The sequence below is a fragment of the Ectobacillus funiculus genome (assembly GCF_004138295.1).
Taxonomy (GTDB): Bacteria; Bacillota; Bacilli; order Bacillales; family Bacillaceae_G; genus Ectobacillus; species Ectobacillus funiculus.
Window position 1 is genome coordinate 305,675 of sequence record NZ_SCFM01000004.1, and the last position, 23,617, is coordinate 329,291.

The 23,617-nt window shown below is 40.7% G+C and carries 22 protein-coding genes, 3 tRNA genes and 2 riboswitches; of the genes, 4 read left to right on the plus strand and 21 right to left on the minus strand.

Annotated features, from left to right (window positions below):
* Positions 1–36 precede the first annotated feature (36 nt).
* From cobJ to pduL, 14 genes are all read right to left on the minus strand, one after another.
* Positions 37–1,641 carry a precorrin-3B C(17)-methyltransferase gene (gene cobJ / locus EP737_RS02980; protein ID WP_129726686.1) on the minus strand — a complete coding sequence of 535 codons (1,605 nt, stop codon included), beginning with the start codon at positions 1,639–1,641 and terminating at the stop codon, positions 37–39.
* Positions 1,642–1,869: 228 nt separating this feature from the next.
* Positions 1,870–2,253: a (2Fe-2S) ferredoxin domain-containing protein gene (locus tag EP737_RS02985; protein ID WP_129726420.1), complete on the minus strand. Its 384-nt coding sequence runs from the start codon at positions 2,251–2,253 to the stop codon at positions 1,870–1,872.
* A 121-nt stretch (positions 2,254–2,374) separates the two neighbouring features.
* Positions 2,375–2,560, minus strand: a riboswitch (cobalamin riboswitch).
* Between the two features lie 180 nt (positions 2,561–2,740).
* Positions 2,741–2,939: riboswitch (cobalamin riboswitch) on the minus strand.
* Between the two features lie 112 nt (positions 2,940–3,051).
* Positions 3,052–3,672: an NUDIX hydrolase gene (locus EP737_RS02990; protein ID WP_129726421.1), complete on the minus strand. Its 621-nt coding sequence runs from the start codon at positions 3,670–3,672 to the stop codon at positions 3,052–3,054.
* Positions 3,673–3,819: 147 nt separating this feature from the next.
* On the minus strand, positions 3,820–4,014 hold the full coding sequence (locus EP737_RS02995) for a cold-inducible protein YdjO-related protein (RefSeq protein ID WP_129726422.1): 195 nt from the start codon (positions 4,012–4,014) through the stop codon (positions 3,820–3,822).
* A 110-nt stretch (positions 4,015–4,124) separates the two neighbouring features.
* Positions 4,125–4,328 carry a cold-shock protein CspD gene (gene cspD, locus EP737_RS03000; protein WP_129726423.1) on the minus strand — a complete coding sequence of 68 codons (204 nt, stop codon included), beginning with the start codon at positions 4,326–4,328 and terminating at the stop codon, positions 4,125–4,127.
* Positions 4,329–4,397: 69 nt separating this feature from the next.
* Positions 4,398–4,604 carry a hypothetical protein gene (locus tag EP737_RS25935; protein WP_205650868.1) on the minus strand — a complete coding sequence of 69 codons (207 nt, stop codon included), beginning with the start codon at positions 4,602–4,604 and terminating at the stop codon, positions 4,398–4,400.
* Positions 4,605–4,629: 25 nt separating this feature from the next.
* Positions 4,630–4,702, minus strand: a tRNA-Ala gene (locus EP737_RS03005).
* A gap of 65 nt (positions 4,703–4,767) precedes the next feature.
* A tRNA-Gly gene (locus tag EP737_RS03010) sits at positions 4,768–4,839 on the minus strand.
* An 8-nt stretch (positions 4,840–4,847) separates the two neighbouring features.
* A tRNA-Leu gene (locus tag EP737_RS03015) sits at positions 4,848–4,930 on the minus strand.
* 142 nt (positions 4,931–5,072) lie between these two features.
* Positions 5,073–5,666 (minus strand): YhcN/YlaJ family sporulation lipoprotein, encoded by a 594-nt coding sequence (locus tag EP737_RS03020; RefSeq protein ID WP_129726687.1) that lies wholly within the window; start codon positions 5,664–5,666, stop codon positions 5,073–5,075.
* A gap of 16 nt (positions 5,667–5,682) precedes the next feature.
* Complete coding sequence (gene ypeB, locus EP737_RS03025; protein WP_129726424.1) at positions 5,683–7,023, minus strand: germination protein YpeB; 1,341 nt, start codon at positions 7,021–7,023, stop codon at positions 5,683–5,685.
* 15 nt (positions 7,024–7,038) lie between these two features.
* Positions 7,039–7,887 (minus strand): spore cortex-lytic enzyme, encoded by an 849-nt coding sequence (sleB, locus tag EP737_RS03030; RefSeq protein WP_129726425.1) that lies wholly within the window; start codon positions 7,885–7,887, stop codon positions 7,039–7,041.
* A 154-nt stretch (positions 7,888–8,041) separates the two neighbouring features.
* Complete coding sequence (locus EP737_RS03035; RefSeq protein WP_425455830.1) at positions 8,042–8,380, minus strand: DUF3889 domain-containing protein; 339 nt, start codon at positions 8,378–8,380, stop codon at positions 8,042–8,044.
* Positions 8,381–8,710: 330 nt separating this feature from the next.
* A complete protein-coding gene (pduL, locus tag EP737_RS03040; protein ID WP_129726427.1) occupies positions 8,711–9,280 on the minus strand; it encodes a phosphate propanoyltransferase in 570 nt (189 codons plus the stop codon).
* A gap of 131 nt (positions 9,281–9,411) precedes the next feature.
* On the opposite strand from pduL, the gene EP737_RS03045 reads away from it, so the two are divergent.
* Positions 9,412–9,681, plus strand: a complete 270-nt coding sequence (locus EP737_RS03045) for a hypothetical protein (RefSeq protein WP_129726428.1) — start codon at positions 9,412–9,414, stop codon at positions 9,679–9,681.
* Positions 9,682–9,773: 92 nt separating this feature from the next.
* Here EP737_RS03045 and EP737_RS03050 read toward each other — a convergent pair whose 3' ends face one another.
* The 3 genes from EP737_RS03050 to gltB form a co-directional block, all read right to left on the minus strand.
* Positions 9,774–10,625: a patatin-like phospholipase family protein gene (locus EP737_RS03050; protein ID WP_129726429.1), complete on the minus strand. Its 852-nt coding sequence runs from the start codon at positions 10,623–10,625 to the stop codon at positions 9,774–9,776.
* Between the two features lie 146 nt (positions 10,626–10,771).
* Positions 10,772–12,253, minus strand: coding sequence for a glutamate synthase small subunit (gltD, locus tag EP737_RS03055; protein ID WP_129726430.1), 1,482 nt, complete (start codon positions 12,251–12,253; stop codon positions 10,772–10,774).
* A 12-nt stretch (positions 12,254–12,265) separates the two neighbouring features.
* The gene (gene gltB, locus EP737_RS03060) at positions 12,266–16,837 is read right to left on the minus strand and encodes a glutamate synthase large subunit (RefSeq protein ID WP_129726431.1); all 4,572 of its coding nucleotides are present in this window, start codon (positions 16,835–16,837) and stop codon (positions 12,266–12,268) included.
* Between the two features lie 137 nt (positions 16,838–16,974).
* Here gltB and gltC point away from each other — a divergent pair, with 137 nt between their 5' ends.
* Positions 16,975–17,880: a glutamate biosynthesis transcriptional regulator GltC gene (gene gltC, locus EP737_RS03065; RefSeq protein ID WP_129726432.1), complete on the plus strand. Its 906-nt coding sequence runs from the start codon at positions 16,975–16,977 to the stop codon at positions 17,878–17,880.
* 137 nt (positions 17,881–18,017) lie between these two features.
* On the opposite strand, the gene EP737_RS03070 is transcribed toward gltC, so the two are convergent.
* The 3 genes from EP737_RS03070 to EP737_RS03080 form a co-directional block, all read right to left on the minus strand.
* Entirely contained in the window at positions 18,018–18,533 is a 516-nt protein-coding gene (locus EP737_RS03070) for an acyl-CoA thioesterase (protein ID WP_129726433.1), read from the minus strand.
* A gap of 345 nt (positions 18,534–18,878) precedes the next feature.
* Entirely contained in the window at positions 18,879–19,451 is a 573-nt protein-coding gene (lepB, locus tag EP737_RS03075; protein WP_379948326.1) for a signal peptidase I, read from the minus strand.
* Between the two features lie 132 nt (positions 19,452–19,583).
* On the minus strand, positions 19,584–20,363 hold the full coding sequence (locus tag EP737_RS03080; RefSeq protein WP_129726435.1) for an undecaprenyl-diphosphate phosphatase: 780 nt from the start codon (positions 20,361–20,363) through the stop codon (positions 19,584–19,586).
* A 342-nt stretch (positions 20,364–20,705) separates the two neighbouring features.
* Here EP737_RS03080 and sigI point away from each other — a divergent pair, with 342 nt between their 5' ends.
* Both sigI and EP737_RS03090 read left to right on the plus strand, forming a co-directional pair.
* Positions 20,706–21,434 (plus strand): RNA polymerase sigma-I factor, encoded by a 729-nt coding sequence (gene sigI, locus EP737_RS03085; protein ID WP_129726436.1) that lies wholly within the window; start codon positions 20,706–20,708, stop codon positions 21,432–21,434.
* A complete protein-coding gene (locus tag EP737_RS03090) occupies positions 21,427–22,620 on the plus strand; it encodes an anti-sigma-I factor RsgI family protein (RefSeq protein WP_165350686.1) in 1,194 nt (397 codons plus the stop codon). Before sigI ends, EP737_RS03090 begins: the two co-directional genes overlap by 8 nt.
* Positions 22,621–22,760: 140 nt before the next feature.
* On the opposite strand, the gene EP737_RS03095 is transcribed toward EP737_RS03090, so the two are convergent.
* Complete coding sequence (locus EP737_RS03095; protein ID WP_129726438.1) at positions 22,761–23,489, minus strand: ZIP family metal transporter; 729 nt, start codon at positions 23,487–23,489, stop codon at positions 22,761–22,763.
* Positions 23,490–23,617 lie beyond the last annotated feature (128 nt).

Genomic DNA, 23,617 nt, shown 5'->3' on the forward strand with positions numbered 1-23,617 from the left:
CTTATTTCCTCCTATATAGAAAAGATTTTGTTTCTGTTAATCCCCACATGCAGCCGGCTCTATCTGTAGCTTTGGCGTGACATCCTCATGTTGAAATCCTTGCAGGGTTTTTTTGCGCTTAAAGAATTTAAAGAAACGCTCATTTGGGTACCCTGTCTCTTTATATTCATGAACAATAGTTTCTACTACATCTACAAGCTGATCCATTGGAATCCCCTCTGCAACTAATTGACCAGGATGTGCATTTCGTCCGATCGTTTTTCCGCCTAAAAATAAGTCAAACGCTCCTTTACGATACACAATTCCAATATCCTCCTGCACTGCTCCGTAGCACGCCATCGCACAACCATTAAAACCAATTTTCAGTTCCTTTGGCAGCTCCATACTACCTAAGCTCTCTTGGAGCGCTTCAGCGTACGGAATGGAATCCTTCTTCTCCCCATCACAAAAATCACACGCCTTCACTGTTGCTACTTCACCAATTGGAGACAGCACCAAACCTCTAGCAGTAAGCTTTTCTACTAAATTCTGCGGGTTATCGGTTGGAACCTGGAGCTTTACATAGTGATCAGGCGTATATGTAATGGTACCTTCCTCCCCCGCAGCTTCGGCAATTGCCATCATTTGTGCTGGGGTAAATGTTTTATTAGCAACCCCTGGGCTGACTGCAACCTCAAAAATAGAAAGAACCGCTTGTGTAAGGATAGATTTTTCATTTTTATATTCTCCACCCGTAACAGCCAGAAGTGCCTGCTCAGCTATGTCCCTTGATGAAACTGCCTGCGGTTTTTGCTCCTGCTTGATCGCGATTGTTTGTTCCAACGCCCATGGCTCCGCTTCTCTTTGTAAACGTTGATGCGGTTTTAAAGGCTGCTCTGTTTTTCCTAGCGTATATTTCCTTTGGTATCCGCGCGGTGTAATCATCAAATCTTCATATAAAAACGTGGAAGAGTTCCCAATTACAACAGTTGTAAGCATCCCAATATCATGCTCTAGCATGTCCTGTAAATTTGTAATCGTAACCTCTTGACGGTCGCGATACGCACTTTTCACTAATCCAACAGGAGTTTGTGGAGAACGATGCTGAAGTAAAATTCTTTGCGCTTCTACAATTTGCCTCGTTCTTCTTCCGCTTTTCGGATTGTAGAGTGCAACTACAAAATCTGCTGCAGCTGCAGCCTCAATTCGTTTTTCAATTATGCTCCACGGTGTTAAGTGGTCACTTAAGCTAATGGTACATGCATCATGCATCACAGGAGCGCCTAATAAAGAAGCGCAAGAATTAATAGCAGAAATCCCCGGTACAACTTCAACCTCGACGCCTGTTTCCCTTTTCCATCCCTGTTCAATTAACACCTCATACACAAGACCTGCCATTCCGTATACACCGGAATCACCGCTTGAGATAACAGCAACCTTCTTGCCTTGCTCAGCTAACTTCACCGCTTCTTGAGCACGACTTACTTCTTCTGTCATACCAGTACTGACAATTTGTTGTCCTGTTAATAACCCTGCAATCAAGTCCACATAGGTTTTGTAGCCGATAATAACATCACTTTCCTGTAGTGCCTCTCTTGCCCGTTCGGTAATATGTTCAAAGCTTCCTGGACCAAAGCCAATTACAAGTAATTTTCCTTTCATCATTAAGCGCCTCCCTCCGGCATTTCAGTAACATAAACATCCTCAAACCCTAAGACCATACACCCCTGTGATAGAATCCATTACAGGACAAAGTCTAGCCTTTATAGGTCTCCACAAAAGTCCAAACATGATAAATATGGCGGAAATAAAAGTTCCAATCTCAGTCGCCTGATCCCTATCCATGCCATATCGGATCGCTATCAAAATCGCTAATATAGCAAATTCCATTTAGACCTTCTCCTTTACAGGTTTTGATACTCCAACAATACAGTCTGTTTGCTCTGGTGCCACAAAACCAGCATCGTTATACTCATATATAATCGCATCTTCTATAACCTGTCCTCCAGCCAAATGCTGCCTTACAATTTCCGTCCCCAGCTCTGGCGTAACAGCCTGATACCAAGTCCCTTCTGGATATACAATCAGCACACAAGCATCCTTGCAGCGCCCATTACAGCGTGTTCTCGTTGTATGTACAACCGTATCTAAATCCAAACGGGCAATCTCATCGCGAACTGCATTTGTAACTTCCTCCCCGCCCTTTCTCATACAACTGCTTCCATTACAAATCAGCACATGATGCTTTGTTCCCCGTAAGTTCCAAGTTGTCATCTTAACGCCTCCTCTTATCCTAATAAAATAAAAAAGCACCTCTATCAGATAGGGGTGCAGAATATGCGCATAAGAAAAAATGCTGCGATATTGCACTTCCCCTATAAGCCCGTAGGTTTCGTGAAACAAATCATGCTAGGCAGGTCTCCTGACTTCAGATCTTTGCTTTTTTGCGCCTTCCCAATCAAACTCAGTGACATATATGCAAAAAAACTCCCCTATACAGTGGCGGGTACCGTGACGGATTTTAACCGTGCTTCCCTTTTAAACACAACACATGCTGTGCACCTAACTCGAGTCATATATAATTTTTCTTTCCATCCCAAAATACAATTTTAGGAAAACAATTCGAACGATAAGAACTAGGAGCTAACAAAATGCAAAAAATCCGCCCAATGGAATTTGAGCGGATGAAGTGGACACAAAAAGGCAAATAGAGACCAGTCCCTTGCATCGTCGCTTCCCATTCTCCATCCCCGAAGAAATTGAAACTTTATAAGATAAGACAGGTCTCCTGACTTGTGTATCACTCTACTTTGAACCTTCCCATATAAGCCCCTCTTTTACAGAAGCATTCTTATATAGTGGTCTGCTCATTTCGTCCACACTTACAGTTGCGGGGACAGCTTCGGACTCTCACCGAATTCCCTTTTAAGCCTTCTGGCATCTTATCCTATTGAGTTATAACAAAATATGTAATTTTCTAACATTTTATGATTTAATAATTCCTATCATAGATTAAATATGTCAAGTTTTCAAGAAATAATTTAAAAAGTTTTCAAAATTACCGACTCGGACTCACTTCTCATCCAATATTTCCAAGAAATGTGCAAGAATTCTAGCCGTTAACCCCCAAATTACACGATCCTCGTAGTAATAAAAATATTCATCCAGACCTCGCACCTGCCAGTTATAATTTTTACCACCGACAATTGAATCAAAAGGAAAACTCTCCTCAGGCTCTATTTTAAAATGAAGCTTATAAATTTCGGGTTGGATATTCCGTAAATGGTCTAAAGGAACTGTAAAAATCTCTTCAACCTCTGAAGGATTAGGCTGCATTTGTTCTATGTTCTCAAGGAACCCTATATACGGATAAATGATGGTCCCAAAAGGAGAAACCATATAATTTAAAGGAAATACATTTGTAATACTTGCCAAGGATATCCCAAGTTCCTCCGATGTTTCCCGTATTGCCGTATATTCCGCATCCCGGTCGGTTTGATCTATTTTCCCGCCAGGAAAACAAATTTCCCCAGGCTGCCTTCGTAATTGGAGAGACCTCACTTCAAATAGAATATGAATTTCATTTTCTTTTTTGATGAGCGGTAAGAGAACCGCAAACTTTGAAAAATCTTCATTCCCTAAAATATCAGGAACACGGTTTTGCAACTTTTTTGCTACTCTTTCTATTTCCATCATCTCACCCCGTATTCTGTTTAATTGCTCAACATTGGGATTATCGCCATTTTTACCTTCTTGGATAAACTAAAGACTCTGCCAAAATCTTGAGTAAAATAAAAAGCCAAGCTGTAATGAAGAAATAGCTTAGCCTTTTATCAAATATTAGTCAGGTAACGTATATAGCAAGCGCTCTCCACTTTTCATCTTCATTCCGCATAGTGGACAATCGGGATGATCACCAAAGGAAAAATTTTTTCTCATCCATCCTATGCAATCGTCTGATTCACATTCCCACACAGCAACAGGTACTTGCTCCCGTTCCTGTTGAAAAGCCTCTTTCTTTTTACCCCAGTTCATAGTTTGCTGCCTCCTTTAAGAGATGTAGTAGACTATTGCTCGATCCTGCAGGAAGCAGGAACAAAAAAGGCTGCTAACGTTACCTGTTAACAGCCTTTTTTGGATGTCAATTAGAGCTTTACAACATTTTTTGCCTGCGGTCCACGATTGCCTTGCTCAATTTCAAAGCTTACTTCTTGACCTTCTTCAAGCGTTTTAAAGCCTTCACCTTGAATAGCAGAGAAATGTACAAATACATCGTTTCCGTCCGGCACTTCAATAAATCCAAAACCCTTCTCGCCATTAAACCATTTTACTTTACCTGTTGCTTGCATTATATTGTTCCTCCTTGACAGATAAATATAATATGCTGTTCTTATTTTTCCCAGAAAAAAATAAAGAATTCACACATTATAAAACATCATAGGCAGTGCATATCCCCCTTCGACGCTTGATAATATGTGAATTGGAATAAAAGTAAATCGTACGTATGTATTTACATTATATACCAAATGATATCCATCTGCAAGATAAACTAACGGATCCATCATATAATCATATAATAAAAACCCTTTCACACGATAGGAAAGGGTTTTTATTATATGATTCATACTGGCTAGGAAGACAAAATAAAAATGGAGCCTAGCGGGATCGAACCGCTGACCTCCTGCGTGCAAAGCAGGCGCTCTCCCAGCTGAGCTAAGGCCCCGTTATCTACAGTACTATTTGAAATTTTAACCGAAAGTAAATATATTTCAAGACTGTATGATAAAAAGCGGAAGACGGGATTCGAACCCGCGACCCCAACCTTGGCAAGGTTGTATTCTACCACTGAACTACTTCCGCGCATTGGATGCGGTCGGCGAGACTCGAACTCGCACGGGCTATGCCCGCCACCCCCTCAAGATGGTGCGTCTACCTATTCCGCCACGACCGCATGATAGTATCTACCAATGCAATTAGCTCCCTAATTGCATCTTTCACTTAAAAACTCTACTCTCGACACTTATATATTCTATCTAAAATATTATTCAACGTCAATATAATTTGGATAAAACGAGGAGATTTCACTCCTCATTTTACCTCGTGTTCATATGAGAATTAGATTGATCATTCTGTTCGTTCTTTAATTTTTGCTGTTCATTCTTGTGCATTTGGTCATCATTTTGTCTTGTAGAACGGATATTCTGATTTTCCAATGTATCATTTGGAACTTGCGGCATTACACGCCCAACAATCGCTGCCAGCTCCTCCATTACGCCTGCTGGCCTGCCACTTTGAAGCTGTCTTCTCATCCCCTGTAATCTTTCATACAGATCGGGATCTGCTACAACAACTGCTTTTGCTCCGTTTGGATCATGCTGCAGGCTTTCCGCTACCGAATACTTGATTGTTTCTACTCTTGAACGATCTAAGTTTGCATCTACATCAATACCTACCACTGCATATGGACCGATAACAACAGCTGTTGCATCTTTCACACTCGGTATGCTTGCAGCTAAACTGCCCAAATGCTTAGCCACCTTTTCATTTGAGCGGTAATTCTCTTTACGAGCTGCCGTATTTTGTACAGAAACCTGCGTCTTCTCCTTATCATTACTAGCGCGATAATCAGCTTTTACACAGCCTGTCAAAAAGAAAAGCAACATACATAGATAGACAATGCTCCGCATGCTCTTCATCTCCTTCTCACTCATACACTGGCTCCACGTTTTGCAATTTCTTTACCTTTTCTTCAATACCACTTTGTGCATTAATAAAAATTTGATACGTATCTTTACCATAGACACCTAAAAACTCATAGCATAATACCTCTTTCTTAAGATTGCTCACGATGATTGCCTGCCGTTCCTCCATCACCTTCACATTTTTGCTAATGCGTTTTCTTGCCTCTTCTACAGTTATAGCTGGTTTTGCAATAGTACGTTTCTTATAGGACGATAAATAATCCTTTGCGGAAAAACCGATAATCCCCCCATCATCAAGGGCAACCTTCATTTGAATAGATTCTGGATAAATCCGAACCCCATTGATGTTTGTCACATATGTAAACATTCCAATAGAGTCATACTGTGCGCTATCATATAGCTCCATATTTTCAAACTTATGTTCCTTTAAAAACTGAAGACCTTTTGCCCCCGCATCATTGAGGCTGATTTTTTGCCCCTGAATCTTCCTATTGTTCATAACCCAAATTGGATATCCTCCTTTTTTGGTAATATCCATGTATGTTATGCTGTTCGGTTTTGGCTGCTGGATAGAGACGCTATAAAAGCGATTATTTGCCCCTTTCCCGCTTTGCTCGACAGACATTTGTTCCATTCCCTTAAGCCCAAGAAATTCCTTGGCAATTTTCTTGGCATCCTCTTTGGAAATCTCTCTGCCCTCTAAGCGAGAGAATCCTTTCTCGTCCTTTTCCATACTTGTAGCCGTTGGGCTGAAATCTGTTTCAGCGTAAGACGCTACATTTTTTTCCACCGTTTTTAAACCATCGATAATGGTATTATCAAGCGGCTTCTTATCCGCAGCAAGTGCAAGCTCTACATCCATCCATCGTAAATTATTCTTTAATACCAGACGCTGGACACCGCGCAACTCGTTTTGGATGTCTCCCGCCCTTTTATACATCTGCTCAAGTAATGTATACTCTTTTTCATTAAGCGGTTCTTTCTCCAAATCACGAATAGCTGTTTGATAACTAAAATCACCAATTTGCGCTAAAAAATCCTCTGTTTTATTGAATGGCAGCAATGTAAGTGGCAGCTGACCAACATCATTATGAGCATTTGAAGTGAGCCGCCATACTTCTGCAAGAGCGGGAGAAAGTGACGTACGCGTGCTCATAGCAAGAGTAGCACCGATTTTGTCATGTAACAAATCAATTTCATACGTCAAATCATTAAACGCTCGCTGGTAGTTATTCTCGGCACGAATCAGTACAGCATTTTTTTCTTGATGCTCTCGATACCCCCAATAAGCAGTACTAATAGCACCGATTGATAAAATCGTAATAAGTAATGCTCTGAACATTTTATCCCCTCCATCCTATCGGCAAAAGATATGTTTGCCAATCTTTTTAATCTGAGGACGCCCCCAAATCCACTTACTTGTTGCGGTCTCCGGATTAAAATAATATACCGCTCCGTCAGTTGGATCCCATCCATTAATCGCATCCAGTACCGCTTTTTTTGCATTTTCATTCGGTGTTAACCAAATTTGTCCATCAGCCACCGCTGTAAAGGCAAGCGGTTCAAAAATGACGCCATAAACTGTATTCGGGAAGGATGGACTGCTCACCCGGTTCAAAATGACTGCGGCTACCGCGACCTGTCCGATATACGGTTCACCGCGCGACTCCCCATATACTGCGTTTGCAAGCCATTGAATATCATTTTGTGAGAATCCACTCGGCACATTAGAAGCAGTCGTCTTCACTGGCTGATTATTGGCACTTTGAGATTGACTTGCATTACCATTTGCTTGCCCTCCACTGCTTTTTACCTGCTGCTCCAGAGGCTTCCCGCCGTAATGCGTAAATTCATTTCCTTTCTGTATTTGTTCTTTTACAAATTGCTCATTATACTTGGATGCGTTTGTCAGCTTTTGCTTTGTTGTTGCTCCTGCCATCCCATCAACAGGTAACCCAAATTTCGATTGAAAATTGCGAACGGCCCAATACGTATTCCAGCCAAATGCACCGTCAATCCTACCGCTGTAGAATCCGATATATTGCAGACGAGCCTGCAATTCAATCACATCATCCCCAACCGCACCTCTTTGAATCACTTGACTTGAGAAAGCCTTTGCTTCCTTTTCATGAACGCTGCTTACTAAAACAAAAGCAAGGAAAAACGAACATATAAGCTGCGGCTTGAAGAAAGCTTTAGCGAACATATAGAAACCTCCCTAGGAACATCAATGTTTTATAACTATTTTTTTGTAAAGAATGTTGTTTTATGTAAAGAATGAAGAAAAATCCATGAAAAGTATTTTTTATCACTTATTACAGTAAATGAAATTTTTAGAAAAGAAAACAAACAGCTAAGCACTATCTGTCTGTTTCTGTAAAGGTAATATATAGAACTTTTTCTGTTTGAAGCTCAAATTCAATCTCAATCAATACACCATATTCCCTCCCATTCTCTTGTAACCATAATTTAAATCTTTCCACTGCTACATTAGCAGTTTTTGTTTCCCGTCCGATATGAAGATAATCAATGATGTTTGCCTTTGGATATCGTTCTTTTGTTTTTTGCATAGCCAGAAGTCCCCATTTTGCATAGGCTGGAATTTGTTGATTTTCATATAACTCTGCAGCTTTGTCTAGATTAGGTAAGGTAAAAATAACAGTAAAACAGAGTATACAACATCTAACTATTTGTAACACATAGCATCGCTCCCTTTTTGTTACCATTAATAAAGAAAACTCACCAATTTACGAAGACAGAAACATAGCTGCACTTACACTTTGTTGATAAAATTTCCTGCTGCGTTGAGTTTACGGTTCATCTGATCATTTCTTCACGGTAGGTATCATTTTCATTTCATAAAAGTTTAACCATTGAAAATGTCCCCTATTGTAATCTATATAAGTATGTATTTGTCAACTACAGTTAATGGTGAAAAACCGCGTTTGCTTCTAACTGGAGATTTATACTTTCCTACAGTGCAAAAAAGGGCCTATTGGCTTGTTTGGCAAAAGGCCCCTGCATCGTAACTATAGGAGTAATTCTACTGTATCGCCAGACTTTAAGCCGGCAGCATTCGCTTCATCCGTATCAATATGCATATCTAGAGCATATGTATCCTTTACTCGAATCAATACCTGATTAAAAATAAGTCCCCTTTCTCCTAGGACCTTCACACTTACATATTGCCCATCTCTCACACCAAAGGCTGCTGCGTCATCAGTTGTCATATGAATATGACGCTCTGCTATAATGACACCGTGGTCAACATTCATTTCTCCCCTTGGACCGATAATTGTAATGCCCGGTGTTCCTTCAATATTACCGGATGAACGGATTGGAGCCTTCACACCAAGAGCAAACGAATCCGTCTTTGAGATTTCAACCTGCGTCAAACTGCGAATCGGACCTAAAATACGGACGTGCTGAATTTCTGATTTTTGTGTACGGATCGTCACAGTTTCCTCTGCCGCGAACTCCCCAGGCTGCGATAGTTCCTTGAAAACCTTTAGTTCATAGCCTTCTCCAAATAACTGTTCTACATGCTCCTTTTTCAAATGAATATGGCGGTTTGATACTCCTATTGGAATGTGTTTCATACATTAGCCTCCTGCTATCTTGTTGTACATAGATAGTTTTCCCATTTTCTAAAAACCATGACAAAGAAACAAGCGATTTCACCGGACAGGCATTATATATAAGTAATATAAAAAAAAGGGAGAAATGAACATTGGACGTATCTATTCCAAGATCGACAGATTTAGTGCTTCTTACTTTTGAAAAAAATCCTTTAGATTCAAGCTCAGGCTTTACAATCACAGATGCACGTGTAATTGGAAGTACACAGCCTTGCTTCGGAGTAATTAAACCGGGAGGCTCACTTCGACAAGCGGTGAACTGTTTGCTGAAATATGGTTTTGAAGTGGAGTGTAAAGGAAGCTCTACTAGTGTAAGTGGATTTATCTTGCTTCAACGCTCTGATTCAACCGACGATTACTAAAAGATATACCCCAATTTTCAAGGAGCCCTTTGGTTCCTTTTTTATACAAAAAAGAACACTCCTGTTAACAGGAGTGTTGCAACGACTAAATATTATCGGTATACCCAACGTTGTATGTCATCTTCATGCCTTTTGGCATCCTGATAGCCTAATTCATACAAATCGACTAGCCTTTTCTCATTTCGCTCAATTCGACTGACAGGTAAGGTGACGCTCGGCTGAATGAGATAGCAGTTCCCTGCCGTCTGCTCAGAATTGAGAAACGATAGCGTTTTATTATACAACTCATACTGTTCGCCTAACAGGGAAGCCACCTGTGGATATTTTCGATACATCATCCGCACAAGAGAAGACAGCTTACTAGCTGGCTTTTGATAACCAGACGGTCTTGTCATAATGACAATATTTCTATGAAATCCATCCTGCTTTGCTTTTTGAAGCGGAATTGGATCTACAATCGCTCCATCAAGCAATTGTCTGCCATCGTATTCAACAGGAGGGGCAATAAAGGGAAGCGAGCTAGAAGCCCGAATAATAGTAAGCATATCAGCTCCATGCTCCTGTTTATTATAATATACTGCTTCCCCAGTCTCACAATCAGTCGTACCTACGATGAACTGTTCACTCTCACTTAAAAATGTCTTAAAGTCAAACGGAATGATTTTATTTGGAATTTCGTCAAATAAAAAATCCATGCCAAACAACTGTCGCTTCAGAAATAAATTGCGTAGCGACAAGTAACGAGGATCTTTTACAAGCCCGGTGTTGACCTTCTTATTCCTGCCTTGTTGTCTAGATAAATAGGAAGCTGCCATACAAGCGCCTGCGGAAACACCAACTACATATGGAAAAAAGAGATTTCGCTCCATAAAATATTCTAATACGCCTGCAGTATATAGTCCTCTCATTCCTCCGCCTTCTAAAACCAATCCTATGTCTTTCATAATAAACCCTCTTTGGATGTATAATTCTTTTTTAGTGTACCGAAAGAAAGGAACAAAAACTAGTATTTTGAAGGATAAATAACCAAAAAAAAGCTAATCATCTCTATATATAAGACGATTAGCTTTTTTTATCTATATTTCTGACATTATGGTAAGTTAGAAGCTCCCATTAAATAACGATCTACTTCACGTGCAGCTTCACGGCCTTCATGAATAGCCCAAACGATTAAGCTTTGGCCTCTTCTTGCGTCTCCAGCAGCAAATACACCATCAACAGATGTCGTATATTTGCCATAAGCTGCTTTTACTTTGTTTCCGTTTTTCTCAACTGCAAATTGGTCAAGCACTTTTTGCTCTGTTCCTTCAAAACCGATTGCAATAAATACTAGCTGTGCTGGCCAAACTTTCTCAGTTCCAGGAATTTCTTTAAATACAACTTTTCCGTTCTCGTCTTTTGTTTTTTCCATTTGGATTGTGTGAAGTTCCTTCACGCGACCTTGCTCATCACCAACGATTTTTTTCGTTTGGATGCAATAGATGCGTGGGTCAGATCCGAACTTTGCTTCTGCTTCTTCATATGCATATTCCACAGTAAATGTTAACGGATATTCTGGCCACGGATTATCATAAGCACGATCCTCTGGAAGCTCTGGGTGCTTACCGAATTGTACTACGCTGCGGCAATTTTGTCTAAGTGCTGTCGCAACACAGTCAGCTCCTGTGTCACCGCCACCGATTACGATAACGTCTTTTCCTTCTGCATCAATGAACTGTCCATCTGCAAAATTGGAATCAAGCAAGCTTTTTGTAGCAAGCGTTAAATAATCCATTGCAAAATGAATTCCCTCAAACTCACGTCCCTCCATTACAAGGTCACGTTGCTTTTGTGCTCCTGTACAAAGGATAACGGAATCAAAATCTGCTTTTAATTGCTCAGCTGTAATATCTTTTCCGATTTCTGTATTTGTCACAAATTGAATGCCTTCTTCTGCAAGCAGTTTCACACGGCGTTCAATAACTTCTTTTTCTAATTTCATGCTTGGAATTCCATACATCAACAAGCCGCCAATTCGATCTGCACGCTCGAATACTGTAACAGAATGACCTGCTTGATTCAATTGGTCAGCAGCCGCAAGACCAGCCGGACCAGAACCAACGATTGCTATCTTTTTCCCTGTGCGGCTTTTTGGAATACGCGGCGTCATCCAGCCTTCTTCAAAGCCCTTATCGATAATAGCACGCTCAATGTTCTTAATTCCTACCGCTGGATCTGCAATTGATACTGTACATGATCCTTCACAAGGTGCAGGACATACACGTCCTGTAAACTCAGGGAAGTTATTTGTTTTCAGCAAACGATCCAACGCTTCTTTCCAGCGGCCGCGATACACAAGATCATTCCACTCTGGAATAAGGTTGTGTACCGGACATCCGGACGTTAATCCACGAATCTCCGTACCCATCTGGCAGAAAGGAGTCCCGCAATCCATACAGCGGGCTCCTTGTACTTTTAATGATTCGTCAGATAATCTGACAGAAAATTCTTTCCAGTCTTGAAGACGGGCAAGAGGATCACGTTCTTGTGCTTCTTCCCGTGCGTATTCTATAAATCCGGTTGCTTTTCCCATGACCGCTCCTCCTTACACCAAAACCGTTTTCTTTGTTTGTTTCGCAGTTTTCGTTTGACCGGTGTTAACTTCAAACGCTGCTTGGACTGCTTCTTCTTCGCTCATTCCTGTAGCCTTTAGTTCTTCGATTGTTTCAATTACACGTTTGTAATCGCTCGGAATGACCTTCACGAAGGAAGTCACCGCTTCGTTCCAATTTGCCAATACATATGCAGCCTTAGAACTTGCTGTATATTCGTAATGATTTACAATTAAATCTTTTAATTCTTTTACGTCTGCTTCGCTTACTACGTCCTCAAGAAGCACCATTTCTTTGTTGCAAGAAGCAATAAATGCTTCTTTGTCTTCTGTTAACACATATGCGATACCGCCAGACATACCCGCCGCGAAGTTTTTACCAACAGAACCAATGATTACAACACGTCCGCCTGTCATATATTCACAGCCATGGTCGCCGACACCTTCAACAACAACATTCACACCGCTGTTACGAACCGCGAAACGTTCCCCTGCTTTTCCGTTAATATAAGCTTCTCCGGATGTAGCACCATAAAATGCTACGTTACCTGCAATAACATTATCTTCCGCAGCAAAGCTTGCCTCTGCATGTGGACGAACGATAATTTTACCGCCAGACAAACCTTTTCCTACATAGTCATTTGCATCGCCTTCTAAATGAAGCGTAATCCCCTTCGGAACGAATGCACCAAAGCTTTGACCTGCAGAGCCTGTAAAGTTCAATGTAATCGTATCTTCTGATAGACCTTCTTCGCCGTAGCGCTTCGTTACTTCGCTGCCAAGAATTGTTCCAGCAACACGGTTTGTATTGCCAATGGAGACAGAAATCTCAACAGGTTCCTTCTCGTTCAATGCTTTTTCAGCTAACGGAAGAATTTGAAGCATATCAAGCGATTGCTCTAACTTATGCTGTTGCGGATGCTTGAATGTACGTGATGCACCTTCTGCAACTTCCGGTTGGTAAAGCATTGGAGATAGGTCTAAATGCTTCGCTTTCCAGTGGGAAGCAGCACGCTCGCTTACTGTTAACACGTCTGTTCTTCCTACCATTTCATCAAGTGTTCTGAATCCAAGCTCAGCCATTAGCTCACGTACCTCTTCTGCAACAAACATCATGTAGTTCACTACATCATCAGGGTTTCCTGCAAACTTTTTACGAAGCTCTGGATTTTGCGTCGCTACGCCGACTGGACATGTATCCTTATGACATACACGCATCATAATACATCCTAATACAACTAGAGGAGCCGTTGCAAAGCCAAACTCTTCTGCTCCAAGAAGCGCTGCAAGTACTACGTCACGGCCTGTCATTAATTTTCCGTCTGTTTCCACAACTACACGATCACGTAATTCGTTGATCAATAATGTTTGATGTGTTTCTGCTAATCCAAGCTCCCATGGCATACCTGCGTGCTTAACACTTGTACGCGGAGAAGCACCTGTTCCGCCCTCAAAACCGCTGATTACAATAACATCAGCTACACCTTTTGCTACGCCGGCAGCAATTGTTCCAACACCTGCTTTTGATACAAGCTTTACGCTGATACGTGCTGCAGGGTTTGCGTTTTTCGCATCATGAATCAACTGCGCTAAGTCTTCAATTGAATAAATATCATGGTGAGGTGGAGGTGAAATTAAGCCTACACCTGGTGTTGCGCCACGAACATCAGCAATCCAAGGATATACTTTTTGTCCTGGAAGCTGTCCGCCTTCACCCGGTTTCGCACCTTGTGCCATCTTCAACTGAATTTCGTCTGCATTTACTAAATAGTGGCTTGTTACACCAAAACGACCAGAAGCAATTTGCTTGATTGCGCTGCGGCGGAAATCACCATTTGCATCAGGAGTATAACGAGCTGGATTTTCTCCACCCTCTCCACTGTTGCTGCGCGCACCAAGTCTGTTCATCGCAATTGCAAGAGCTTCATGAGACTCTTCACTTAGAGCACCGTATGACATTGCTCCTGTTTTAAAGCGGCGTACAATAGATTCAGCCGATTCAACTTCTTCTAACGGAATTGCTTTTTGTCCTTCTTTGAATGTGAACAAGTTGCGTAAGAACGCCATTTGTTCTTCATTAGCTAATTCAGAATATTTCTTGAATAACTCATAATCACCCGTACGACATGCTTTTTGCAGCAAATGAATCGTTCCAGGATTGAAAGCATGGTGCTCCCCATTTTTACGCCATTGGAAGTCGCTTCCTGCTTCTAATGTTTGTTCTTCATACACAGACTCTTGGAACGCTTTTTCATGACGCATAAACGTCTCTTTCTCAATTACATCTAGGTCAATACCATCGATTTGAGAAGCTGTTCCTTTGAAGTATTTATTAATTACAGATTTCCCAATACCAATTGCTTCAAAGATTTGCGCACCACGATAGCTTTGTACAGTAGAAATACCCATTTTGGACATTACTTTTATAACGCCTTCTGTCGCAGCAACAAGGAAGCTCTTCTCTGCTTGTTCTTGGCTACCGGAAAGAACCTCGTCTTGAATTAAATGCTTGATTGTTTCAAATACTAGGTATGGATAAATTGCATCCACTCCATAGCCGATTAGCATCGCAAAATGGTGAACCTCTCTCGCTTCGCCCGTTTCAACAATTAAACTTACCTTTGTACGCGTACCTTTGTCTACTAAATAATGGTGTAATCCACTTACAGCAAGAAGTGATGGAATTGCTGCATTATCTTTGTCTAGACCACGGTCAGATAGTACAAGTAGGCTTGCACCAGATTCAATCGCTTCGTCCGCTGCAGCAAATAGGTTTTGCATCGCCTGTTCTAAATTACCTTGGAATAGAATAGATAGTGTAGCTGATTGGAATTCCGGATATGAGTTATTGCAGATACGTTCGAAATCTCCCTTAGATAAAATCGGGCTTTCTAAACGAATACGTCTCGCTACTTTTTCATCCGGATGCAATAAGTTACCCTCTGCTCCTAAGAACGTTAAAGATGCTGTTACTGCATGCTCACGAATCGCATCGATTGGCGGATTCGTAACTTGCGCAAAGGATTGCTTGAAGTAATTGAACAATAATTGCGATTGATTGGACAATACAGCAAGCGGTGCATCATTACCCATGGAAATAATCGGATCTTTTCCTTCTTGGACCATAGGCACGATATTTTTCGTTACTTCTTCATACGTATAGCCAAAAGCAACTTGAAGTTTTAATAAGTCTAGGTCAGATGCTTTTTCTTTTTGTACTGCAGGCAATTGTTCAACCGTTACCATCTGTTCTTCTACCCACTGACGGTAAGGCTTTTCTGTTGCCATTTGCATCTTAATTTCTTCGTCAGAAATGATGCGGCCTTCTTCTAAGTCAACCAACAACATCTTGCCTGGGCTTAAACGATCTTTGTATGCTACGTTCTCTGGTTCTACATCGATAACGCCTACCTCAGAGGACAAGATAATATAATCGTCCTTCGTTACGTAGTAACGTGCCGGGCGAAGTCCGTTTCGGTCAAGAAGCGCACCGATTTGTTTTCCGTCTGTAAAGGAAATCGCAGTAGGACCATCCCATGGCTCCATTAAGCTGCTGTGGTACTCATAAAAGCCTTTTTTATCTTCATTCATTTGCTCATCATGAATCCAAGGCTCTGGAACCATCATCATTGCTGCTTGCACAGGCGTTCTGCCAGCTAGCACAAAAAATTCGAAGCTGTTATCCAGCATAGAGGAGTCGCTTCCGTTTGTATCGACTACAGGAACGACTTTGCTCAATTCTTCACCAAACACTTCGGAAACAAACTGTTTTTCTCTTGCCTTCATCCAGTTTACATTTCCACGAACTGTGTTAATTTCACCGTTATGGATTAGATAGCGGTTTGGATGCGCGCGCTCCCAGCTTGGGAATGTGTTTGTACTAAAACGAGAATGCACTAATGAGAATGCTGACTCAAAACGCTCATCCTGTAGGTCTAAATAGAAAGCACGAAGCTGCTCTGGTGTTAAAAGTCCTTTATAAACAATTGTGCGACTTGAAAAGCTTGGGATATAAAGGCCAATTTCTTCATTGCTCGCAATGTTTTCAAGTTGTTTACGAATGATATAAAGCTTCCGCTCAAATGCTGCTGCATCTACTACATCATCACTTGCGCCAATGATTACTTGTTGGATGTATGGTTGGCTTTCTCTTCCTGCTTTACCGATTGCATTAGGGTTAACAGGAACCGTTCTCCATCCAAGCAAAGTTTGGCCTTCTGCCGTAATGATTTCTTGTAGTGTGTTTTGATAAAATTGACGCGCTGTTTCGTCCTGCGGGAAGAAAATCATCCCTACGCCGTAGCGTCCTTTTTCAGGGAAAGTAATGTCAGCACATACTGCTTTTAAGTATTCATGAGGAATTTGCAGCATGATACCGGCACCGTCTCCAGTTTCCGGGTCGCTGCCTTGCCCGCCACGATGCTCCATTTGACAAAGCATGTGTAGTCCTTTTTCAACAATTTCATGTGTTGCTTTACCTTTTATATGAGCATACATACCGATTCCGCAAGCATCATGCTCGAAATCCGGATGATATAGTCCTTGTGGTTGGAAGTTTCTCTCCATTCCGATGTCCCCCTTCTCTACCGCTCTATTCTCTATTTATCGCACTGAATATCTACATTGTAATTTCCCTTATCGATATAAACAATATATAATTAAGATAATATTCATCTCATTTTGATATGAAAGGGGAACCAACATTGGAATTACGGCAATTAAAGTATTTTGTAGAGGTAGCAAAACGAGAGCATATATCCGAGGCTGCAGATGCGTTGCATATTGCACAATCCGCCGTAAGTCGACAAATTTCTAATTTAGAGGAGGAACTGGGGATCCCTCTACTTAAGAGGGAAGGCCGCAATATTAAGCTCACACCTGTTGGAAAGTTATTTGCGGAGCATGCAATAATCGCCTTACAAGCTATCGACAATGCTAAGCAGAAAATTGATGAGTACTTAGACCCGGAACGAGGAACAGTCCGAGTGGGGTTTCCTTCTAGCCTAGCTAGTCACATACTTCCTGAAGTCATTTCAGCCTTTAAAAAAGCATATCCAAATGTTAGCTTTCATTTGAGGCAGGGTTCGAACCATTTCCTCATGGATGCTATTAAACAAAGCGACATTGATTTAGCCTTTATCGGGCCGGCACCGACACGTGATCCTGATTTGCGCGTGGATGTTCTTTTCAAAGAGAAAATCGTTGCCCTGCTCCCAGATACACATCCTTTAGCAGCACAAACACATATCTCTCTTCGAATGCTTGCAAATGATTCCTTTATCTTTTTCCCAAACGGATTTATCCTCCGCAAGCTGGCAGTAGACGCTTGTTTGCAAGCGGGTTTCCATCCATCTGTTCCATTTGAGGGAGAAGATTTGGATGCCATTAAAGGCTTGGTTTCTGCAGGGATTGGTGTTACCCTGCTTCCTGAGGTTACGCTTTATGAGACGCTCCCGAAAAATACGGTAAGGATACAAATCCGCGATCCAGAGGTGACACGGAAGGTAGGTTTAATTTCCCCGCAGCACCGAGAGCTTGCCCCTTCTGAAAAGCTGTTTTACGACTTTGTTAAAGGCTATTTTGAGGGCTTGCTTAGCATCAATTTTTAAGTTAGTCTCAAAGACCATACGTACCGGCTTCTATACTTTCTGTTTTAGTGTGAAATAAGCTAGGCTCCCCATTTTAGTCAATGTAAACCCGCAGCAATAGACGCCATGCATTGTGCCCGGCGTCTATTGCAAACCTTTTACGCTTCCCACGGTTTGGTTGTTGTCATAAAAGCAGCTAATTCTTTACTATGTTTTTTTCGTTCCTTGCGCATTTTTGTCCGTTCTGGGGCCGTTCGGTGCAAATACACCTCTTCTTCTGTTTCAGGTAAAACTGAAGGAATCGTTACCGGCCTCCCTTGTTCATCTAAGGCAACAAAGGTTAAAAATGCAGTAGCCGCAATCTTTCTCTCTCCTGAAAGCAAATTCTCTGCTGTTACCTTAACGAACACCTCCATAGATGTTCTTCCCGTGTACGTGACATATGATTCTAAACATACCGAATCAGACTGCGTAATCGGATGCAGAAAATCGACAGAATCCGTTGAGGCTGTCACAGTTGATTTTCGAGAATGGCGAGCAGCTGAGATAGAAGCTATATCATCTATCCAACTCATTAACTTACCGCCAAACAACGTTTGATGGTTGTTTGTGTCGTTTGGGAATACACGACTTGTCTTAACTGCTCTACTCTCTTTACATGCGATTGCTTTCATTTCTCCACCTCTTTGATATGTAGCTTTCCTTATTACATCTCGCTTATCTGCACCGTGATAGTTTGATGTACAAATATCTTAATGAAACTATCCTATATTGTTTGTCATCATACAGCAACTCCAGCTTATACTCAAGCTTTTTCCTTTTCTCCACACATTTTGGTTTATGACCGCAATGAGAAGATTCTCTACAGTTGCATTTACTATTCCTAAAATTCCCGGCCACGTCGAATGATTTCCAGCTGAAAATTTATACTTTCCTACAATGTTAAAAAGGGTGTTTCAAAAGACGACTTTGAAACACCCTTTTCAACTTGGAATAAATACAAAATGAAAACAGCATAGTTATTTTGTCCAGGAAATTTCAAAAACCTTTTTCCCAAGCACATGATCTAAAGGAACATATCCAATCTGTCGACTATCACGGCTATTATTTCGGTTATCTCCCATCACGAACACACTGTCCTTTGGCACTACCCATTTTTCGTTAACTCCAACATACATAGCCTCTTTAATATACGATTCATGCAGCTCTTGTCCGTTTCGATACAGCTTATTTTGCCTAATTTCCAGTTCATCGCCCGGCTTTCCGATCACCCGTTTCACATAAAGAGCGTGCCCTTCATCTTCTGAAGCTAAAAACTGCAACAGCGGGTTTTCTAGAAAATCATCCTTAACTGTGCGCTCCCTGTCGACACGACTATCAATAATCACGATATCACCGTAATCAGGCTCACGTGAGAAGGTGTGCGGTAATTTAGAGACAATAATTCGTTCCTGATCCGCCAAAGTAGGGTCCATAGAATGTCCCTCCACCTTATAGGGTTGAACAACAAAAACACTTACTACGATAGCGAGCGCCAAAGCGACCGCAAAAGAACTAATCCAACTCCACGCCTCTCTTATCACTTTCTTCAACTCTCTATCCATCCTCTGCTCTTTTATAGCATATAACCAAGAGTATCATGGTAAAAGCCGCCATGACAACCTTTATATACGGCACATACATAAAATGAGAAAAATTTTAAAAATAGAGAACAGGCATATCGTTCAGAATATGCCTGCAAATTGCAACATAAGTATTATGACCCCAAGTCCACACGCATAATACGCAAATATTTTTAAAGAATGATGCTTTAAATATGAAATCATCCACGAAACTGCGATATAACCGAAAAAAGCTGCAGAGATTGCGCCGACAGCGAGAGATGTGCTTGAAATTGTCTCAGCCTTTCCTTTAAGTACATCAACGGACTGCAACATGATCCCTCCAACAATCGCTGGTGTTGACAAAAGAAAAGAAAAATAAGCTGCCGTTTCCCTGTCAAGCTTTCTCCAAAGAGCTGCCGTAATTGTCATACCGGAACGAGAAATTGCTGGAAAAATTGCAAAAGCTTGAAAAACACCAATAAACAAAGCATCCTGATATGTAAGATCTTCCATTTTCTTTTTTCCACTTTTCCCTCTTTCCGCTAAATATAAAAAAAGGCCTGTCGCTATAAACTCCCATCCGATTGTAATGCCCGTTTTAGAAATCTCCTCAAAAAAGTCCTTGAACAACAAGCCTATAATTATCGCCGGAATCGTCCCAACTATTAATAAATAGGTCATCCTACTAAAAGGATTTCGTAAAATCTTGATAAATTCGTGTTTATAATAAGCAAACACAGCTATTAATGTCCCAATGTGAAGCATTGTATCTAAAAATAGACCAGCTTCATCCAACCCAAACAGATGGCGACCTAAATATAAATGACCCGTGCTGCTAATGGGTAAAAATTCCGTTAATCCCTGAATGATCCCAAGCAAAAAAGCTTCTAGCCAGTTCATATAGCACTCCCTTCCTCCGCGATTCTCTCTCCTTGCTTGTACAGTATATGCAGCGTGTGTGTACAGCATGTTTATCGAGTACAACTATCTCTAGACATGGGGCACTGACACATAGCTAGGCTATCAATCTATGTAAATTGTCCTTCATCTATTGTGACACTATTGTTTCATTCCTAACAATCCGCTATTAACCTTGAAATCCAATCTAAGTAACTGATATTATGTTTAGTGGTTCATCTTCTTAATCTAACGCACAAGTGCCATAGTCATACAATATAAAGAAAATCAGCACTGAGATTATTTTTTCATTTTATATAAAGCAAAGAAAGGAGGAGAGAGTTTGTGCTAACCCTACTATTAAAAGCTATTAAGCCCAAGGAAAGAATAGAGGAAGTTGTACTTCGCCTTCAAACAGGAGAAGGTGACAGCAACGCATTTATAGCTCAGTACCAGCCTTTCGTTCGAAAAGTCGTTTCTAATGTTTGCAAGCGTTACATAACGGAACAGGATGATGCATATAGTATTGGTTTGTTTGCATTCCATCAAGCTATAGAGAAATATTCCTATAAGAAGGGAAAATCATTTCTTGCATTTGCTGGGCTTCTTATAAAAAGAGATGTGATTGACTACATACGAAAAGAATTGCGTCAAAATCTTGTCTTTTTAAAAGAAGATCAGCAAGAGCAGAATTTGATAGATACAAAATTTTCTTTTTCCGAATATTTGAATAACTTAGAGAACGAGACCCGGAAAGAAGAAATTTTTCATTTTCAAAAGGTATTGGAGGAATTCCGCATTTCCTTTACAGATCTTGTAAGCGTTTCGCCGAAGCACAGCGATACAAGGGAACATTTAATAGAAATTGCTCAAACAATTGTACAGGATGAACAAATGCTACAAGAACTCTTTCAAAAAAAAAGGCTCCCGTTAAAACAACTAGAAAGTCGGGTACGAGCCAGCCGAAAAACGCTGGAACGACATAGGAAATATATCATTGCTATATGTATTATTTCCAGCAGCGATTACACGCACATTAAGGAGTATGTAAAAGGGGGGATGAATAGTGAATAAAGGAACTGTGCTAGAGATTCAAAAGAAAAATATTTTGCTCCTTACTCGCGACGGAAGGTTTGTGAAATGCACAAAAAAGCAAGGAAGCTATGCAATTGGGCAAGAAATTATATTTACCGAGGAAGAATTGCTGCCAAACAGAACACATTTATTCAGCTCCCCCTTTTTGAAACCCATATTTATATTAATTTGTTGCTTCCTTACTTCATCTTTGTTTTTCTATGACGGGGAGCATGATAAAGTTATGGCTTACGTATCTGTCGATATAAATCCAAGTGTGGAAGTAAGCGTGGATAGCAACCTTCGCGTACTCCGCTTAGAGGCTTATAATGCAGAGGGTAAACAAATTCTAAAAGAGCTTACAAATTGGAAAAAGCAACCTCTATCTGATGTTATTGAACAGGTTATAAATCAATGCCAACTAGATGGATATCTAAGAAAAGGGACACAGGTTGCCCTTACCTCTGTTGTAGCCGACAATAATAAAGCATTTCAACAAAAGCTGGAACCCGTTTTACAAACGGTAAGAACAAAGTATGCGAAGGAAAGTGTATCGATAGTGCACCAAGAGGGGACTATTCAAATGAGGGAAAACGCCAAGGAATCAAACATGAGCACCGGCACTTATATGAAAAAAGAGAAAACTGAGAAATCTCCTTTGCTCATCCCGAAAGCACCTTCTCCTTCAGAAGAACGGCACGATTCCGATACCCCAGAAGAAACAGAAAAAGAACAGGTGAAAAAGGAAAAAGAATCATCGTACCAAGATAACAAGCATGGAGAACCAATTAAGCGGAATAAAGAACAGCTTTCTCAAACGAACAAAGCTGAAGAACAAATAAAACAAAACCATGAATCATCTTCTCAAACTGACAATCACAAAGAACCGATTAAACAGAATAATGGACAGCTTCCTCAAACAAACAAAGCTGAAAAACAAATAAAACAGAACCATGAGCAATCTTCTCAAACTGACAAGTACGAAAAACCGATTAAACAGAACAATGGACAGCTTTCTCAAACGAACAAAGCTGAAAAACAAATAAAACAGAACCATGAACAACCTTCTCAAACCGACAAGCGCGAAAAACCGATTAAACAGAACAATAAGCAGCCTTCTCAACAGAACAATAAGCAGCCTTCTCAACAGAACAATGACAAAGAGGCGGGGGAAAAGAGAGCATAGGAAACCTTTCTATGTTCTTTTTCGATTATGCCAAGCCCCTTTATCAGGAATGAGAGAGGCTGGTTTTGTTACAGACAAGTAAAAGTGCTCCTCAGGAAAATCTGACAAGAGTACCTAACAAAATAATTTCACTTCAGATATTATCGAAACCAATTTGTTAATGTTATCATAGAAAGTAAGCCAAAAATAAAGGAAAAGGTTGCAGTTGTTTCATTTCCATCCCCATGGCTTTCTGGAATCAGCTCTTTATATACAATAAATAGCATTGCACCTGCAGCAAAAGCTAGTCCATAAGGAACAATGAATAAAAACGCACCAGTAAAGTGAAAGCCTATCATTGACGAAATAAGTTCAATTAACCCGGTGATAGCAGTATATAAAAAGGCTTTAAAGCGACTCTCATAATTTGATATAAGAAATAAAGCTATTAAAAACCCTTCCGGAATGTTTTGCAGTGCAATTGCAAAGGAAACAACCGGCCCTAAATCTTGATAATCACTGGCGTAACTTACACCAACGGAAAGACCCTCAGGTACGTTATGAAGAGCTATGGCGATAAATAACAAGGGTGCACTTGTTTGAAATGATACAGTAGATGAGTGATCTAAATCTATATGAGGAAGATAATAATCTAAAAGTGTCAACACTAGTGTTCCTAAAATAATCCCGATTGAAAGTACCAATAAATTAGAAATTTTTAGTGTAGAAGGAATTAATCCATACGTAGCGGCAGCCACCATAATTCCAGCTGTATAAGCTAGCAAGTTATCTTTATGACGATGCGAAATGTTTTGTAAAAACACGGCAGGAACAGCCCCTAATATAGTACATATAGAAGATACAATGATTCCTATGTATACATCTTCCATAACATCCTCCTAATCCTATGCTTATCCCAATATATGTGAGGGATACTTGTGACATGCATTTAATTTCACTGTTCCCAGAATACTCGAACTCGCTTATCTAGCTTCATTTTCTTCAAAAGGACTTCCTT

Bases quoted from the DNA above. Each gene is read 5' to 3' on its own strand.
- cobJ (WP_129726686.1), bottom strand. From the start codon at position 1,641: ATGAAAGGAAAATTACTTGTAATTGGCTTTGGTCCAGGAAGCTTTGAA.
- EP737_RS02985 (WP_129726420.1), bottom strand. From the start codon at position 2,253: ATGACAACTTGGAACTTACGGGGAACAAAGCATCATGTGCTGATTTGT.
- EP737_RS02990 (WP_129726421.1), bottom strand. From the start codon at position 3,672: ATGGAAATAGAAAGAGTAGCAAAAAAGTTGCAAAACCGTGTTCCTGAT.
- EP737_RS02995 (WP_129726422.1), bottom strand. From the start codon at position 4,014: ATGAACTGGGGTAAAAAGAAAGAGGCTTTTCAACAGGAACGGGAGCAA.
- cspD (WP_129726423.1), bottom strand. From the start codon at position 4,328: ATGCAAGCAACAGGTAAAGTAAAATGGTTTAATGGCGAGAAGGGTTTT.
- EP737_RS25935 (WP_205650868.1), bottom strand. From the start codon at position 4,604: ATGAATCATATAATAAAAACCCTTTCCTATCGTGTGAAAGGGTTTTTA.
- EP737_RS03020 (WP_129726687.1), bottom strand. From the start codon at position 5,666: ATGCGGAGCATTGTCTATCTATGTATGTTGCTTTTCTTTTTGACAGGC.
- ypeB (WP_129726424.1), bottom strand. From the start codon at position 7,023: ATGTTCAGAGCATTACTTATTACGATTTTATCAATCGGTGCTATTAGT.
- sleB (WP_129726425.1), bottom strand. From the start codon at position 7,887: ATGTTCGCTAAAGCTTTCTTCAAGCCGCAGCTTATATGTTCGTTTTTC.
- pduL (WP_129726427.1), bottom strand. From the start codon at position 9,280: ATGAAACACATTCCAATAGGAGTATCAAACCGCCATATTCATTTGAAA.
- EP737_RS03050 (WP_129726429.1), bottom strand. From the start codon at position 10,625: ATGAAAGACATAGGATTGGTTTTAGAAGGCGGAGGAATGAGAGGACTA.
- gltD (WP_129726430.1), bottom strand. From the start codon at position 12,253: ATGGGAAAAGCAACCGGATTTATAGAATACGCACGGGAAGAAGCACAA.
- gltB (WP_129726431.1), bottom strand. From the start codon at position 16,837: ATGGAGAGAAACTTCCAACCACAAGGACTATATCATCCGGATTTCGAG.
- EP737_RS03070 (WP_129726433.1), bottom strand. From the start codon at position 18,533: ATGAAAGCAATCGCATGTAAAGAGAGTAGAGCAGTTAAGACAAGTCGT.
- EP737_RS03080 (WP_129726435.1), bottom strand. From the start codon at position 20,363: ATGAACTGGCTAGAAGCTTTTTTGCTTGGGATCATTCAGGGATTAACG.
- EP737_RS03095 (WP_129726438.1), bottom strand. From the start codon at position 23,489: ATGGAAGATGTATACATAGGAATCATTGTATCTTCTATATGTACTATA.